Genomic DNA, 16,350 nt, shown 5'->3' on the forward strand with positions numbered 1-16,350 from the left:
TCACTTGAAACCGCCATCCGGAAAGTAACTGAGTATCTGCGACGGAGAATTCTTCCGGCCCCCATAACAGCATGGTGGCCCTTAGACTTGAGAACGACCTTAAAGCTTCGACGAATCCAGATAGGATTTCGCCGCCCTATAGCTTTTCTGCATGGATGACAGCTCCTGAGCGGACTCTCCCTGGCGGCTTTGCATTCTGGCCACTGCCGTAGCATAGAACTGCTGAATGTCGTTCAGCTGCGCTCTGACGGCTTCACGGCTCTCGTCCGTCACAGACTCAAGAGCTTTACCAACAACATCACGAACGATCTCATCCATTGCAGCAATCTGGTGCCACTGCTCCTCCCGGACCAGAGACTCGATCTTTTCTCTTAGAACACTGAGTTCACTCATGAGATGCCTATCATTTTCCAAGGTAATTTATAAACCATTACGGCTAACATAAAAAAAAGGCCCTGGAATTACCAGAGCCTTTTAGGATTGTGCATAGGATCAGCCAAGGAACTTGATCATGATCCCCGCTGCGACAGCCGAGCCGATAACACCAGCCACGTTCGGTCCCATCGCATGCATCAGCAAGAAGTTCTGTGGGTTCGCTTCCAATCCCACTTTGTTGGACACACGCGCTGCCATTGGAACAGCAGATACGCCCGCAGAACCGATTAGAGGGTTCACTTTATGGTGGCTCAAGATATTCATCAGCTTGGCCATCAGTACACCCGAAGCAGTCCCCACGCAGAATGCTGCCAGACCAAGCACCAGGATACCCAGAGTTTGTATATCCAGGAATTTATCGGCGGATAGCTTACTACCTACAGACAGCCCCAGAACGATGGTAACAATGTTGATCAGAGCGTTCTGAGCCGTATCACTCAGACGATCCACCACACCAGATTCCCGCATCAGGTTACCCAGACAGAACATCCCAAGTAGAGGCGCAGCATCCGGCAGGAACAGAGCCACCAGTACCAGAAGTATAATCGGGAAGAAGATCTTCTCGGTACGACTGACATGACGCAACTGTTCCATTTTCATCTTGCGCTCTTCAGCGGTGGTCAACGCCTTCATTATTGGTGGCTGAATCAGCGGCACCAATGCCATGTAGGAGTATGCCGCTACCGCGATAGCACCCAAGAGGTGTGGAGACAGCAAAGTCGCTACGTAGATCGAAGTCGGACCATCTGCCCCACCGATGATACCAATGGCTGCCGCTTCCTTAATGGTAAACGGAATCATACCTGAGGCATCCAGCGCTGCTGCACCAAGGATGGTACCGAAGATACCGAACTGGGCAGCCGCCCCCAACAACAAGGTGCGAGGATTCGCCAGCAAAGGTCCGAAGTCGGTCATGGCACCAACACCCATGAAGATCAACAAGGGAGCTACACCACTCATGATCGCCACTGAGAAGAATTGATAGAGCATGCCATGAGCGTAACCCATATCAAGAGCTGCAAAAGTCACCGCTTCATGCATCGCTGATGCAGACCCTTTATAGGCCAGCAGCAACTCATGCCTCAGAGATTCAGTGATAGTTGCAGCACTGTCGAAGGGAACATGCAGCGCAGCGGCGATATTGGCCAACTGATCCGCATTCCCAAGATGTATCGCATTCTCCACAGCCGACATTGCCAGCCCGGCTTCAGGGATATTTGCCAGCAGACCACCAAAGCCGATGGGCAACAACAACAGTGGCTCAAAGCCTTTGCGAATTGCCAGAAACAGCAATGCAAGACAGATCACCATCATCAGGGCCTGGCCCCATTGCAGGTTGTATAGCCCGCTACCAAAAAACAGTTTGGACAAACCTTCCATCATAAGAGTCTACTCCTTAAGACAGAGTCATCAGGGTTTGACCAACGACGATGGCATCACCGGCCTTAACATCGATACTGGCCACGGTACCCGCTTTAGGAGCGCGGATCTCTGTTTCCATTTTCATGGCTTCCAGAATCAGCAGCAGATCACCTTCCTGCACAGTGTGCCCGACTTGGGCAACCACCCGAACGATGGTTCCAGCCAATGGCGCCGTTACCGGTTCAGCAGGACCTGATGGTGCAGCTGCCGGTGCGGCAGGTGCAGCGGGAGCAGATATAGCAGTACCGCCAGCCGGCGCCACAGCAGTAATATCACCACCTTCCGAAACCTCCGCAACATAGGTTTTACCGTTAACGGTAATGGTATAGGTTTCCGGTCCGCCTTTACCTGCAGATGCAGGCTTAACTTCTTCACCCGTCGGCACAGGTTCAAAGGCATCCGGATTATTGCGATTTTCCAGAAACTTCAAGCCAACCTGTGGGAACAGTGCGTAGGTCAGAACATCATCCACTACGGCATCTGCCAGCTTAATTCCTTTCTCTTTGGCGAGATTCGTCAATTCAGCGGTCAGCTTGTCCATTTCCGGTTCAAGCAAGTCAGCCGGACGACAGGTAATTGGCTCAGCACCGTCCAGAACCCGATCCTGCAACTCCTTGTTATAAGGAGCAGGAGCAGAACCGTACTCACCCTTAAGCACACCTGCGGTTTCTTTGGAAATCGACTTATAGCGCTCACCGGTCATCACGTTAAGTACCGCCTGGGTACCGACGATTTGAGAGGTTGGAGTTACCAGAGGAATGAAGCCCAGATCTTTCCGCACCTTGGGAATTTCTTCCAGTACTGCGTCAATCTTGTCAGCAGCACCCTGCTCACGGAGTTGGTTTTCCATGTTGGTCAGCATTCCACCAGGAACCTGGGCCACCAGAATACGGGAATCAACGCCTCTCAGTGCACCCTCAAACTTGGCGTACTTCTTACGGACTTCGCGGAAGTATGCGGCGATTTCTTCCAGCAGATTGATATCCAGGCCCGTGTCACGATCAGTCCCTTCCAGAATAGCAACCAGCGCCTCTGTGGGAGAGTGACCGTATGTCATGCTCATAGATGAGATAGCGGCATCCACATTATCAATTCCGGCTTCAGCCGCCTTCAATGCAGTCGCTGTCGACATACCGGTAGTGGCATGGCACTGCATGTGAATGGGCACTGACACCTCTTTCTTCAGGCGGGTAACCAGTTCGTAAGCCACATAGGGCTTCAGCAATCCGGCCATATCTTTGATGGCGATGGATTCTGCCCCCATGCTTTCAATGTTCTTCGCCAGGTCAATCCACATATCGATGGTATGAACCGGGCTGACTGTATAAGACAGTGTGCCTTGGGCATGCTTGCCTACTTTCAGAACCGCTTTGATCGCTGTTTCCAGGTTGCGGGGATCATTCATGGCGTCAAATACGCGAAACACATCAACACCGTTGTCGGCTGCGCGTTCCACGAACCGCTCAACAACGTCATCCGCATAATGTCGGTAGCCCAGAAGATTCTGACCACGCAGCAGCATCTGCTGCGGAGTATTTGGCATAGCTTTCTTTAACTGGCGGATACGATCCCAGGGATCTTCTCCGAGATAGCGGATACAGGAGTCAAATGTTGCTCCCCCCCAGGATTCAAGTGACCAGAAGCCAACTTTATCCAGCTTTTCCGCAATGGGAAGCATGTCGTCAAGACGCATACGGGTCGCCAACAAAGATTGGTGAGCGTCACGTAAAACAACATCCGTTATACCTAGGGGTTTTTTAGTCTCAGTCATGGGTCTAGAGCCTTAGGGTCAAAGGTTTATTTTCGCGTTGCGACACTCACTTCTTGTGGCGTGAGCGGTATTTAGCTACTGCGGCCGCGATAACGGCCATAACATCCTGGTCTATTTCAGAACCGGACTGCGCTGGCGCAGGGGCCGGTACAGATGCAGGCGCAGGCTGAGCCTCCGGGAAATATTTATTCACCAGTTTGGACATTAGCGATGTTGCAACGACCAGAATGGCCAGGAAAAGGAATACAAACCCCATCCCTACAAACATCAGCGTAATGGCATCTTGGAACAAATTATTCATCTCGCACTACCTGTTATCTTCTTCTAGGCACACTGAAGCGGAAGTTCGAGCTCCCGTCAGCGTCATTTTTAGGGATTTACAAGACCTTGAGGAATGGCAAATCCCGATTAATGTACAGAGATGATGGCAGAATCGCAACCAAAGGAGGGACAAAATGAGAAAAAAGTTTACAATCTTGTCACATTTGTCAATACGTGATTATACGTATCGATAGACATACCAAGGCTATAACCTGTTTCGAGGCATTTTAAGCGCAGTAAGAACTTGGGGGAATATATTTTTTGAAGATTTGAAAGAAAGGGAATGGCGCGCCAGGAAGGATTCGAACCTCCGACCGCCTGGTTCGTAGCCAGGTACTCTATCCAGCTGAGCTACTGGCGCACAGAGTAAAGTCGTTTAGAAAATGGCGCGCTCGGGAGGATTCGAACCTCCGACCGCCTGGTTCGTAGCCAGGTACTCTATCCAGCTGAGCTACGAGCGCGCTGATCGTTTTTCTTGATAGTCACACCTTCGAAGAAGATGTGACTGAATCAAATGGCGGAGAGGGAGGGATTCGAACCCTCGATGAGATTTCTCCCATACGCCCTTAGCAGGGGCGCGCCTTCAGCCTCTCGGCCACCTCTCCGTAAAAACGCGGCGTATAATACCACGGTTATTATAAAAAGATAGAGTTAAATCGATAAAAATTGCAGAAAGTTTTCGATTAATCGTCCTGATGGTCCGATTCACCGGCGTTAGGTGATTTTTCGCGCTGAATGCGCTGATAAATCTCCTCACGGTGCACTGCAACCTCTTTCGGCGCATTAACACCAATACGGACTTGGTTACCTTTTACCCCCAAAACGGTTACAGTAACGTCGTCACCCACCATCAAGGTTTCGCCAACACGGCGAGTCAAGATCAGCATTTGAATCTCCTTAAAGATCGACCTATTCCAATCTACCCTTTGTCGCCGACCGGACTGAAACAACTTTCACTGCCACCGACAAACTACTGTTCCATTATGAGTATTGTCTAAATTCCATTTTTTTAAAGGGTATATTTTTTATTTAAGTAGAGAGTCATCCTGATTTTGCCTTTTTTGACAAACGAATAAACTCCCCATTTCATTTTGGCCAGTCAGACCGGCCGGTTATTTGGAAGGCGATGGGCCTACTCCCGAAGAGGCAAACAACAATCCATCAACTTCCGCATCCGCGGTAGAACGAAGCCGCAGCCATTCTACCCAGCATTTCCCAGCATGACAAAAAGTCTTTTATGCAGGCTTCTCACTCAGTTCGAATGCACTATGCAGACTTCTCACAGCCAGCTCCAGATATTTTTCATCGATCACCACAGAAATCTTTATTTCCGAAGTTGAGATCATCTGGATATTGATACCTTCCTGGGAAAGCGCTTCAAACATCTTGCTGGCCACACCGGCGTGAGAACGCATACCTACGCCGACGATGGAGACTTTAGCAATCCTATCGTCCCCTTTCACCTCTTTCGCTTCAAGCTCCTCAGACAGCCTCACAAGGATTGCCTGCGCCTTCTTGAAATCGTTACGGTGTACCGTAAAGGTAAAGTCAGTATGGTTGTCCGCACCAACGTTCTGAACAATCATGTCCACTTCAATATTGGCATCGCTTACCGGCTTCAAAATCTTGGACGCCACACCAGGAATATCAGGCACGCCTGCAATTGTCAGCTTGGCTTCATCACGGTTGAACGCGATACCTGAAACAATGGGTTGCTCCATATTGTCGTCATCCTCTATGGTAATCAGCGTGCCCGGCCCTTCCTGGAAGGAATGCAGAACACGCAAGGGAACATTGTATTTACCAGCAAATTCAACGGAGCGAATCTGCAGTACTTTGGAACCAAGGCTGGCCATCTCCAGCATTTCTTCAAAAGTGATGGTATCCAGACGACGGGCACTGTCCACAACACGCGGATCAGTGGTATACACTCCATCGACGTCGGTATATATCTGGCACTCATCAGCTTTCAGGGCTGCAGCCAAAGCAACAGCCGTCGTATCGGAGCCCCCACGCCCCAGAGTGGTAATATTGCCACTCTCATCCACCCCCTGGAATCCGGCAACCACAACCACCCGGCCAGCAGATAAATCCGCTTGAATGTTGTGATTATCGATATCCAGAATGCGCGCCTTGGTATGAGAATCATCTGTCAGGATGCGAACCTGGGATCCAGTATAGGACCGGGCCGCCACCCCACGCTTATGCAGCGCCATACACAAAAGAGCAATAGTTACCTGCTCTCCTGTAGACACCAGCACATCCATTTCCCTCGCAGTAGGTTCTTCCATGATCTCGCTGGCCAGTGAAATCAAGCGGTTGGTCTCGCCAGACATGGCAGAAACCACAACCACAATATCATCGCCATCTTCACGGAACTTTTTAACTTTTTCCGCGACTTTCTCGATGCGATCCACCGACCCAACGGAGGTACCACCAAATTTTTGAACCAATAGGGCCATAAGCTTTTATCTTACCCTTCTGTCTATTTCACAAAATATTCGAGAAGATTGAACTATTGCTTTTCAACCCACTCATAAACCGATGCCAGAGCCTCATCAAGCTTAGCTACATCCGTACCGCCACCTTGTGCCATGTCCGGACGTCCGCCACCTTTACCGCCAACCTGCTCGGCAACCAGCTTCACCAGATCACCGGCTTTAACCTTGCTGGTTTCCGCCTTGGTGACACCGGCAACGATACTGATCTTGTCATCTTCGACTGATGCCAGCACGACCACTCCCTGACCGAGCTTATTCTTAAGCTGATCAACAGTGTCCATCAGCGCTTTCCGTTCAACGCCATCAAGTTTGGTCGCCAACACCTTGAGACCATTTATCTCTTTGGCAGACGAAACCAGATCGCCGCCCGCAGCTGCAGCCAGCTTAGCCTTCGCCTGTTCCAGCTCTTTTTCCAGTGAGCGGTTACGCTCAAACAAAGCCTTCACTTTTTCGGCCGCACTTTCACGAGTTCCTTTCACCAGAGCAGCAATTTCACGCAGAGACAGCTCTCCAGCCTTCACCCAGCGCTCAGCATTTTGCCCGGTGACAGCCTCAATTCGGCGCACACCGGAAGCAATGCCCGATTCACCGGTAATGATCAGCGAACCGATATCACCGGTACGCCCCACATGAGTCCCTCCACAGAGTTCCACGGAGAAACCGTCTTCCCCCATCGCCAGAACGCGAACTGTCTCACCGTATTTCTCACCAAACAGAGCCATAGCCCCTTTCTTTTTGGCGGACTCCATATCTGTCAGCTCGGTGGTGACTTCAGCATTCGCACGAATCTGGTAGTTAACGATTTCCTCAACTTGACGCAGCTGCTCGGGTGTTACCGCCTCGTAGTGAGCAAAGTCAAAACGCAGCTTTTCTGCGTCTACCAGAGACCCCTTCTGCACGACATGCTCGCCTAGCACACGACGCAAAGCTTCGTGCAGCAGATGGGTGGCAGAGTGATTCAGTGCGGTCGCCTGACGCTTGTGACGATCCACCGCCACATCTGCCTGCTCCCCATTACTGATTTGACCTTTGCTTACACGGCCAATATGCAGGATGGCACCCTCTTCTTTCTGGGTATCTTCGACAACGAATTCGCTATCCCCCACCTGAATAAGACCGGTATCACCAACCTGGCCGCCAGACTCGGCATAGAAAGGCGTTCTATCCAGAACCACAACTCCGTGCTGCCCTGATTCAAGCTTCTCAACTGTCTGACCATCCACCACTAGCGCCACAACCTTATGTGCGCCGGTAAGATGGCTGTAACCAGTAAACTCTGTAGTCACCCCCAAGTCCAGCCCTGCGTTGTAATCCACACCGAATTTACTTGCGGCACGAGCTCTGTTTCGCTGGGCTTCCATGGCAACTTCGTAGCCATCCATATCCAATTGAAGCCCTCTCTCACGAGCGATATCGTTCGTCAGATCGGTGGGGAATCCGTAGGTATCATAAAGAGTGAAAACTGTTTGACCAGGAATTACATTCCCCTGCAATTCAGCAATGTCCTGCTCCAACAGTCGCAGCCCTTTATCCAGGGTTTTAGCAAACTGCTCCTCTTCCTGGAGCAATACCTTTTCGATCTGGGCCTGACCACGAGCAAGCTCCGGATAGGCATCCCCCATTAACTCGACCAGAGCCTTGACCAGTTTGTGGAAAAACGGCTCCTGAGCTCCAAGCTTATTACCATGACGGGCAGCACGACGGATGATTCTGCGCAACACAAAACCACGCCCTTCATTGGAAGGCATAACACCATCCGCAATCAGGAAAGAGCAGGAACGGATATGATCGGCGATAACACGCAGAGAGGATTCAGTTGTTGCAACACCACCCAGAACGCCTGAGGCAGCTTTCAACAGATCCTGAAACAGGTCAATTTCATAGTTGGAGTGAACGTGCTGCAAAACAGCAGAGATACGCTCAAGCCCCATTCCGGTGTCGACGGAAGGCTTGGGCAATGGCAGCATTTCGCCATCAGCCTGGCGATTAAACTGCATGAAAACCACGTTCCAAATTTCAATATAGCGGTCACCATCTTCATCCGGACTGCCGGGAGGTCCACCCGCTACTTCAGGGCCGTGATCATAGAATACTTCTGTACAGGGACCACAAGGACCGGTATCCCCCATCTGCCAAAAGTTATCAGAGGCGAATTTAGCGCCCTTGTTGTCACCGATCCGCACAATGCGATCAGCAGGCACACCGATATCCTTGTTCCAGATATCAAAAGATTCGTCGTCGTCAGCGTAGACGGTCACCCACAGTTTTTCGCTGGGAATATTTAACCATTGAGGCGATGTCAGGAAGTCCCACGCAAAATGAATCGCTTCTTTTTTGAAGTAATCACCAAAGCTGAAATTTCCGAGCATTTCGAAGAACGTATGATGGCGCGCGGTATAACCAACGTTTTCCAGATCGTTATGCTTGCCGCCTGCACGAACACACTTTTGCGAGGTCGTAGCCCGGGAGTATGAGCGCTTGTCTTTCCCAAGAAAAACATCCTTGAACTGGTTCATACCCGCATTAGTAAACAGCAGAGTTGGGTCGTCTGCAGGTACCAGGGAGCTACTGGACACGATTTCGTGGCCGTTCTGCTGGAAAAACTTCAGGAAAGCATTACGTATATCAGAGCTCTTCATACTCATTCCGTTCTTCGGAGTTCATTTATTATGGGTGACGGGCCCACCTGTATCGGCCTGACAAACAGGCACAGAGCCCACCGAGCGGCGTACTTTAACATAGATTCAGCAACGTAAAAACGGGCACCGGCGGGCGAAATGGCGGGTTTTCACAATAATTTTGCCGAAAGGTGAGTGAATTGTGGCGGGAACCACAGAAAAAGGCCCATATCCGGGCCTTTGGCTATAGTAACAGGGGCGTCCTGAGCAGAAGTAACAGGGGCGTCCTGACCAGACTATCGAGGGCGTTCTGGCCAGTCTACTGGCAGCACGCTATATCAGGCAGACAATTGCTGAAGCAGTTGGCGGCTAAAATCAAGAAACTGATCATTTTGCAGCTGCTCAGACTCTCCATTAAATTCCACCAGACGCTCCATTATCTGCTCAATCAGGCTGGCAGGCTCATCAAACCGTGCCGCCTGGGATAACGCATCTGCATACTTGGGCACTTGATCTGCCAAGGGCTGGAACTGATTAGCCGAATGACGCCCTCCGGAACGATACGCAGCCTCAACTTCTTCGTATTGCATGCTGCTCATGGATACTGAATAGCTGGCAATTTCAGACATATCCACGTCCATCTCCAGCGCAGCAGCAAAAGCATCATTGAAATCGCCGGCAAAGAATGATCCGGCAATGTCTTCAACCTGAGCCAACATCTCTTCCAGGGCAGTCAGCTCATCCTGATCCAATTCCCCGTCTACCAGCAATTGATAACCACTGGTTTCGAAACTGCTTTGCGATACGCCCAAGTACTGATTCCCGCCGCGAGCCGCATATAAGGCCGAAGTCTGACTTCCTGATGCCGCCCCCACATAAATGGTCACCTTATCTCCATCACGTGTGGTCACGGTCAAACCCAAATCATTTGACGTCAATTGGGTACGGTTATATGCAAAAGCTTCAGCCAGTCTGGAGAGACGAGGCCTGTCCTGCTCGGAGTTACTACTCACAGCTCCCGACGCATCTCCGTCGTCGCTATCAGCAACCACTTCTCCCTCATCATTAGCTTGAGAGTTTTGCACAACTTCGTCTTCTGGTGCGCTTTCTGTCTGGGCAGGATCAACAATTACCGCGCCATCTTCAACGCCTTGCGGATCCCCTGGCAGATATTTCTCCCGCAGATCAGTCAAACCGGTCTGGATCAGGTCGTACCCTTCGTCAATATCAGATTGGAGTTCATCGGTCATCAGGCCCCGAGTCTCAATCTCTTCGATTGCTTCAGCATAACCTGTACTTACTCCTTCAGTTGCCTGCGCAAACAGGTCCTCCAGCTCTTCAGGCGTCGCTCCATTCTCAGCCTCCTGAGCAATACGCTGCTCAACAAATCCCAATACCTTGTTGGCAACATCCTGAGGGGAAGGCAATGCAGACTGATAAGGATTTTGTGCGGGCTGCTGAAAAGCCGAAAGTCGCCCGGATAATCTGGTTTCAAATACCTGAGCACTGAACTGACGCTGCCCTCCAGCCGATCCTTGAGAGGAAAAGCTCATCTCCACACTGGAATATTCGACCGAAAGAGAATACTGGCTAACGGATACCGACTGACCATTGGAAGCAGGATGATGGGAATGATGTGCGTTTCCCCGCCCAAACCCTGCAAACAATTGATTTAACGACCCGATACCATGAAACATAATCCGTCCTCCCGAAGGTGTTAGTCATATATCGGCAGCCCAATCCAATCCTTTAGAAACGATGACTTATGAAAATGCCGCGCCTTACAACCAGACCTTATCAATAAGCAGACCCAGCATCTCGATATGCAGACCAAACGGCATAAATTTCAGCAATGAGAAAGACTCCGTTTACCCAACCTATGTTATATTGCGCCTCCATTTGTACGAACAGACACAAGACCCACGAATGACGCCAGCACAGATCAAACAATTCCCGGAAGACCCCTCGACCCTCAAGTCAGCACCGCTATGGCGGCGATTTGCAGCGATGTTTTACGATGGCATATTGCTGATTGCGGTTTGGTTTGTTACCACCATGGTCTACCTTCTTCTCAAAGGCATGGTGATCGGGCTGGAGGCAATGAAAGCACTTGCCGAAAGTGAAAAAGGTCCGGGGGACCCACTTCTGACTATTTGCCTTTTCCTGGCAACATTTTACTTTTTCGCCTATTTTTGGACACGTATAGGACAAACTCTTGGCATGCAGGTCTGGCGCATCAGAGTTCAGAATCCCAACGGCTTTAAGATCAACTGGAGCCAAAGCCTTCTGCGATTCTTTACCGCCATGGCTTCAGCAGCCTGCCTGGGTCTGGGATATATTTGGAAGCTCTGGGACAAAGAAAAACTGACCTGGCCGGACCGCGCATCGATGACACGGGTCTACTATGTTCCTCCCGAGAAAAAACAAATTCCGCCGGAGAAGAAACAACCGACTTCACCGGAAAATAAGCAACGCGAATTGGAAAATCGCAAAAAAGGAAACCAATCCCGAAATGGAAAAAAGAGGAACTCCAAGTGAGACACAGGCAAACATAACGCAAAAAATCGTCACCATAAGACGGGAGTCTATAAGGGATATCCGAAATCAGCAGATTGTTGACATTAAATTTCAATTGAGCTGGAATACCCCAGAACCGCAAACGAAGCGAGTCTTTCTGAAACATTCGGCTTGGAAGAAATGTGTCAATCACCAGACCAATAATCCAGGCAAGCACCTAAACTTAGAACATATGAGTTCAGGGCCTTCCAGAAAGAATGGTGAAAAAAATAACAACACGTTCCTGTGCGCGAGCAAGCATCTAGGACAATACAGTAAAGCGGTCTGGTTCTTATGAACGTAGATACATCTAATCAAAATACGAAGTCTGGCATCGCTGACGCCCTCGCCTCTTCGTTATCCTATCTGGATGATTTCCTCGCTACGCGCTTGTCTTTGAGCGAAGTGCTCGACGAGTAGCACCCCCAACTCCCAATTCAAATTATGGAACCCGTCACTGAGCAGCATTGCGTCTATTCTGGATTAACAACCAGCCTCGCAAGCGTCAGTGCCCCGGTATTCGCACACCTTTTCCAGGTGGCAAAAATTTTATTCACTGGAGTCTACATATGGCTGAAGTAGCCCCATTAGTTGTCAGAGATGTACACAAGAAGTTCAACGAACTGGAAGTACTGAAAGGGGTTTCTCTGCAAGCACAAAAAGGCGACGTCATTTCTCTGATTGGCTCATCCGGCTCAGGTAAGAGTACCTTCTTGCGCTGCATCAATCTTCTGGAAGTCCCCACCTCCGGAGAAATCGAGGTTCATGGGGAGCAGATCAAATTTCTGACCACCCGCAAGGGAGAGCGCAAACCCGCAGACAACCGGCAGGTGGAAAAAATGCGCTCCCGCCTTTCAATGGTCTTCCAGAGCTTTAACCTCTGGTCACATATGACGGTTTTGGACAACGTCATCGAAGCACCGGTCAACGTACTGGGCATCAGCAAAAAAGAAGCCATGGAGCGGGCAGAATCCTATCTGCAAAAGGTCGGTATCTGGGAGCGCCGTAATTATTACCCAGCCCAGATGTCCGGCGGACAGCAGCAGCGTGCAGCCATAGCCAGAGCCCTGGCTATGGAACCCGACGTTATGTTATTCGACGAACCCACGTCGGCACTTGATCCTGAATTAGTTGGCGAAGTATTGAAAGTCATGCGCTCATTGGCAGAGGAAGGCCGCACCATGATTGTCGTGACCCACGAAATGGCCTTCGCCAAAGACGTTTCCAGCCACGTGATGTTTCTGCATCAGGGTCGGATAGAAGAGGAAGGACCACCTAGCAAGGTATTTGATAACCCTGACTCGGAGCGTGTCCGTCAATTTCTTGCTCCCAAGTATTAACGGGCGCAGGCTATACCTAAAACCAAATGAAAGACGTTGGAGTCAATAATATGAAAAAACTGTTTATCTCTGTAGGTTGTGCGCTGACGCTGGTTGCCGGACAGGCACTGGCTGACAAATGGGACACTGTTCGTATCGCTGTTGACGTACCATATGAGCCATTTGAGTACAAAAATCCTGATGGCAGCCTGACCGGCTTTGAAGTAGATCTGGGCAATGCCGCCTGCGAAGAGATCAAAGCCAAGTGCGAATGGGTAGTACAAGCTTGGGACGGTATCATTCCCGGCCTGCTGGCACGTAAATATGACGCCATCATGTCCTCCATGTCCATCACTGCTGAGCGCGCAGAGAAAGTTCTATTCTCTGAAGGCTACTACAACACTCCTACCGCCTGGTTCGGTAAGAAAGAAAATACCTCTCTGGACGTCACCTCCAAAGACGCCCTGAAAGGCAAAACCATCGGGGTTCAGCGTGGTACCGTTCAGGACAACTACGCCACTGAAAACTTCGGTTCCGTAGCAGACATCAAGCGTTACAGCACAGCTGATGACCTGGTACTGGATCTGCAGGGCGGCCGTCTTGACGCTGTCGTTCTGGACTTCCCTGTAGGCGAACAAACCATCATGAACGATGCAGCCTATGCTCAGATCGGCGATCGCTTCCAGCTAGGCGAAGGCATCGGTATGGCATTCCGTAAGCGTGACAAAGATCTTGCCGCCAAATTCAATGCAGCTCTGGACAAGCTGAAGAGAAACGGCACCTACGACACGATCATGAAGAAATACTTCACTTACGACATCAAGATTTAACCGTCCACTTACCCGGCCCTCTTGGGCCGGGTTCTTCAAGAGCGTTACAACATGATTGAATACCTGTTCGACTTTCACGGCTACGGCCCCTCTATCATGAAGGGAGCATTGCTTACCATTGAAGTAGGCTTCCTCGCTCTCTTGCTTTCACTGTTATTAGGGTTAATTGGAGCCTCAGCAAAGCTCTCCAACAGCAAGACTGCTAAAGGCATTGCAACCTTCTACACCACCACAATTCGCGGTGTACCAGACTTGGTCTTGATGCTCCTCATATTTTATGGCGGACAGGTACTGATAAACTCGGCCTTGGACTGGATCAACTACGACCTCCCAGAGATATTGCTAAAGAATTTTGATCTTGAAGTAGCTATTGAGCTCCCTTGGATCAATATTGACCAATTTGTTGCTGGAGTCGGCTCAATAGGATTTATTTTTGGCGCTTACATGACAGAGACTTTCCGTGGTGCGTTTATGGCTGTCGATCGTGGCCAGATCGAAGCTGGCTATGCCTATGGCATGACCAAATGGAAAGTTTTCAGTCGGATAATGTTCCCCCAGATGATGAGACACGCCTTACCGGGACTGGGCAATAATTGGCTGGTATTACTAAAAACCACCGCCTTAGTATCAATTATTGGACTGGCAGATATGGTAAGACTCGCAAGCGAAGCATCGAAGGCTGTCCATCAACCGTTCAAGTTTTTTATTCCCGTTGTAATTGTTTACCTCTTACTCACATCCATATCCGAGTGGGTAATTAAGCTGTTAGAACGTCGATATAGTGCTGGCGTAGTTAAAGGTTAAGGGGAGGTAAATATGGAGTGGTTAGAACAAATCTTAGCAAGCAATGCAATCTTCAATTTAGAAACGCTTTCACATTATGGGGCTGGACTCATTCTCACAGTGAAACTCGTCTCTGTCGCCTTGCTAATTGGTTTAATATTATCTTTCCCACTAGCGCTAATGCGCTGCTCTGACAATCCTTTTTTATCAAAGCCTGTCTGGGTTTTTACTTACATTTTTCGAGGCACGCCACTAATAGTCCAACTATACATTATCTATTATGGCTCTAGTTTCACACTGCAAGACACGATTGTATGGCCAATATTTAAAGAGGCCTTCTATCCCGCTCTAATAGCATTTGTCTTAAACACAGCAGCTTATACGACCGAAATTTTACGTGGCGCCATTATGGCCACTCCTCGCGGAGAAATAGAAGCAGCAAAAGCCTACGGTATGAGTTGGTGGAAACGCACCATTAGAATCGTTATTCCCAGCGCATTTAGGAGAGCGCTCCCCGCTTACAGCAATGAAGTAATATTCATGCTGCATGCAAGCTCCGTCTCTTTTACAGTAACATTGGTAGATCTCACAGGTGCGGCATATGACATATATTCTCGTTATTACGCCCCATTTGAAGCATTTATTTTTGTTGCTTGCATATACCTGACATGCACCTTCAGCATTATCTATGGATTCAAGCGGCTGGAAAACCGACTTATGGCCCATTTAAAACCAGCACCATCTAACTAAACCGGCCTATTACCTCCTAATGAACCTACTTTTTGCAACACACCCTGACTTTCTTAGCCTGACGCTAAACTACGCTAAACCAACGACACCATCCGTGTCGTTGGCCTCAGGCACTGTCAGCATCCCAGAGACCGGATTTTTGATTTTCCGGACACCAGCCGGCACCCGTAACAAGGTTGTTATATCTGCCGGCATTCATGGCAATGAAACCGCTCCAATAGAACTCCTAAATCAGATAATCAGTGATATCGTCAGCGGCCAACTGGAGCCAAAAGTCGATTGCCTGTTCATCTTTGGCAATCCGGAGGCCATGAATGCAGGAGAGAGGTTTATTGACACAAACCTGAACAGGTTATTCGCCTCCTCTGGAGAGGAAAAAATCGATACTGAATACTTACGCGCCCGTATCATCATGGATCAAACCAGACAATTTCTGGAGAATGCCAGCCATAGCGTGCACTACGACCTGCATACCGCGATTCGGGACTCATTCTTCGAGAAGTTTGCCATCTACCCCTACCTGCCCGCACGCACCTGCTCTCCGACCCATATCAACCTGATGGGACATAGCGAGATTCAGGCGATATTGCTGCAGAACAAACCCTCTACCACTTTCTCAGGCTGGACCGCCAACAACTTTGGAGCTGAAAGCTTCACAGTGGAACTTGGCAAGGTTGCCCCGTTTGGACAAAACGACCTCAGCCGTCTCAACGGTATTGATGACACCATTCGTAAATTAATCCTGGGGCAATCCAGATCTGACTTACCCGAAAGACTCCCAATACAGTTTCAGGTCGTCGATGAGGTTATCAATACAGGCAAAGGGTTTACACTCTGCATCGAGGAGGACACGGCAAACTTCACCGAACTCCCCTCTGGCTTTGAAGTGTGGAAAGATCATGAGACAAGCTATATCGTGGGAGAAGAGTCACTATATATTGTCTTCCCCAACTCAAACGTAGGGCCAGGTCAACGTGCCGGCTTGCTGGTCAAACCGATGGCAGGCATCACACTCGCCTGACGCCACCCGTTTTGGATAACCAA

Annotated in this window: 14 protein-coding genes and 3 tRNA genes; 6 read left to right on the top strand and 11 right to left on the bottom strand. The window is 49.8% G+C overall.

Going from position 1 to position 16,350, the window contains the following annotated elements:
* Nucleotides 1–99: 99 nt before the first annotated feature.
* The 11 genes from BTA51_RS13025 to BTA51_RS13075 form a co-directional block, all read right to left on the bottom strand.
* Entirely contained in the window at nt 100–393 is a 294-nt protein-coding gene (locus BTA51_RS13025; protein WP_094707905.1) for a hypothetical protein, read from the bottom strand.
* Nucleotides 394–492: 99 nt separating this feature from the next.
* On the bottom strand, nt 493–1,815 hold the full coding sequence (locus tag BTA51_RS13030; RefSeq protein WP_094708125.1) for a sodium ion-translocating decarboxylase subunit beta: 1,323 nt from the start codon (nt 1,813–1,815) through the stop codon (nt 493–495).
* A gap of 16 nt (nt 1,816–1,831) precedes the next feature.
* Nucleotides 1,832–3,628, bottom strand: a complete 1,797-nt coding sequence (gene oadA / locus BTA51_RS13035; RefSeq protein WP_094707906.1) for a sodium-extruding oxaloacetate decarboxylase subunit alpha — start codon at nt 3,626–3,628, stop codon at nt 1,832–1,834.
* A gap of 46 nt (nt 3,629–3,674) precedes the next feature.
* The gene (locus BTA51_RS13040) at nt 3,675–3,929 is read right to left on the bottom strand and encodes an OadG family protein (RefSeq protein WP_094707907.1); all 255 of its coding nucleotides are present in this window, start codon (nt 3,927–3,929) and stop codon (nt 3,675–3,677) included.
* Between the two features lie 304 nt (nt 3,930–4,233).
* Nucleotides 4,234–4,310, bottom strand: a tRNA-Arg gene (locus BTA51_RS13045).
* Nucleotides 4,311–4,333: 23 nt separating this feature from the next.
* Nucleotides 4,334–4,410 (bottom strand) — tRNA-Arg (locus tag BTA51_RS13050).
* 54 nt (nt 4,411–4,464) lie between these two features.
* Nucleotides 4,465–4,554 (bottom strand) — tRNA-Ser (locus tag BTA51_RS13055).
* 78 nt (nt 4,555–4,632) lie between these two features.
* On the bottom strand, nt 4,633–4,836 hold the full coding sequence (gene csrA, locus BTA51_RS13060) for a carbon storage regulator CsrA (protein ID WP_020410486.1): 204 nt from the start codon (nt 4,834–4,836) through the stop codon (nt 4,633–4,635).
* Nucleotides 4,837–5,184: 348 nt separating this feature from the next.
* Entirely contained in the window at nt 5,185–6,411 is a 1,227-nt protein-coding gene (locus BTA51_RS13065; protein ID WP_094707908.1) for an aspartate kinase, read from the bottom strand.
* A 53-nt stretch (nt 6,412–6,464) separates the two neighbouring features.
* Nucleotides 6,465–9,089 carry an alanine--tRNA ligase gene (gene alaS / locus BTA51_RS13070; RefSeq protein ID WP_094707909.1) on the bottom strand — a complete coding sequence of 875 codons (2,625 nt, stop codon included), beginning with the start codon at nt 9,087–9,089 and terminating at the stop codon, nt 6,465–6,467.
* A gap of 317 nt (nt 9,090–9,406) precedes the next feature.
* Nucleotides 9,407–10,765, bottom strand: a complete 1,359-nt coding sequence (locus BTA51_RS13075) for a DUF5610 domain-containing protein (protein ID WP_094707910.1) — start codon at nt 10,763–10,765, stop codon at nt 9,407–9,409.
* A gap of 229 nt (nt 10,766–10,994) precedes the next feature.
* Between BTA51_RS13075 and BTA51_RS13080 the strand changes: the two genes are divergently transcribed.
* The 6 genes from BTA51_RS13080 to astE all read left to right on the top strand — a co-directional run bounded on the left by BTA51_RS13080 (nt 10,995) and on the right by astE (nt 16,327).
* Nucleotides 10,995–11,606: an RDD family protein gene (locus BTA51_RS13080; protein ID WP_094707911.1), complete on the top strand. Its 612-nt coding sequence runs from the start codon at nt 10,995–10,997 to the stop codon at nt 11,604–11,606.
* Between the two features lie 587 nt (nt 11,607–12,193).
* Nucleotides 12,194–12,964, top strand: coding sequence for an ABC transporter ATP-binding protein (locus tag BTA51_RS13090; protein WP_094707913.1), 771 nt, complete (start codon nt 12,194–12,196; stop codon nt 12,962–12,964).
* Nucleotides 12,965–13,014: 50 nt separating this feature from the next.
* A complete protein-coding gene (locus BTA51_RS13095) occupies nt 13,015–13,773 on the top strand; it encodes a transporter substrate-binding domain-containing protein (RefSeq protein WP_094707914.1) in 759 nt (252 codons plus the stop codon).
* Between the two features lie 63 nt (nt 13,774–13,836).
* Nucleotides 13,837–14,577 (top strand): ABC transporter permease, encoded by a 741-nt coding sequence (locus BTA51_RS13100; protein ID WP_094708127.1) that lies wholly within the window; start codon nt 13,837–13,839, stop codon nt 14,575–14,577.
* Between the two features lie 12 nt (nt 14,578–14,589).
* Nucleotides 14,590–15,306, top strand: coding sequence for an ABC transporter permease (locus BTA51_RS13105; protein WP_094707915.1), 717 nt, complete (start codon nt 14,590–14,592; stop codon nt 15,304–15,306).
* A 19-nt stretch (nt 15,307–15,325) separates the two neighbouring features.
* Complete coding sequence (gene astE / locus BTA51_RS13110; RefSeq protein WP_094707916.1) at nt 15,326–16,327, top strand: succinylglutamate desuccinylase; 1,002 nt, start codon at nt 15,326–15,328, stop codon at nt 16,325–16,327.
* Nucleotides 16,328–16,350 lie beyond the last annotated feature (23 nt).

Origin of the sequence: Hahella sp. CCB-MM4, assembly GCF_002260525.1 — a bacterium.
GTDB lineage: Bacteria > Pseudomonadota > Gammaproteobacteria > Pseudomonadales > Oleiphilaceae > Hahella.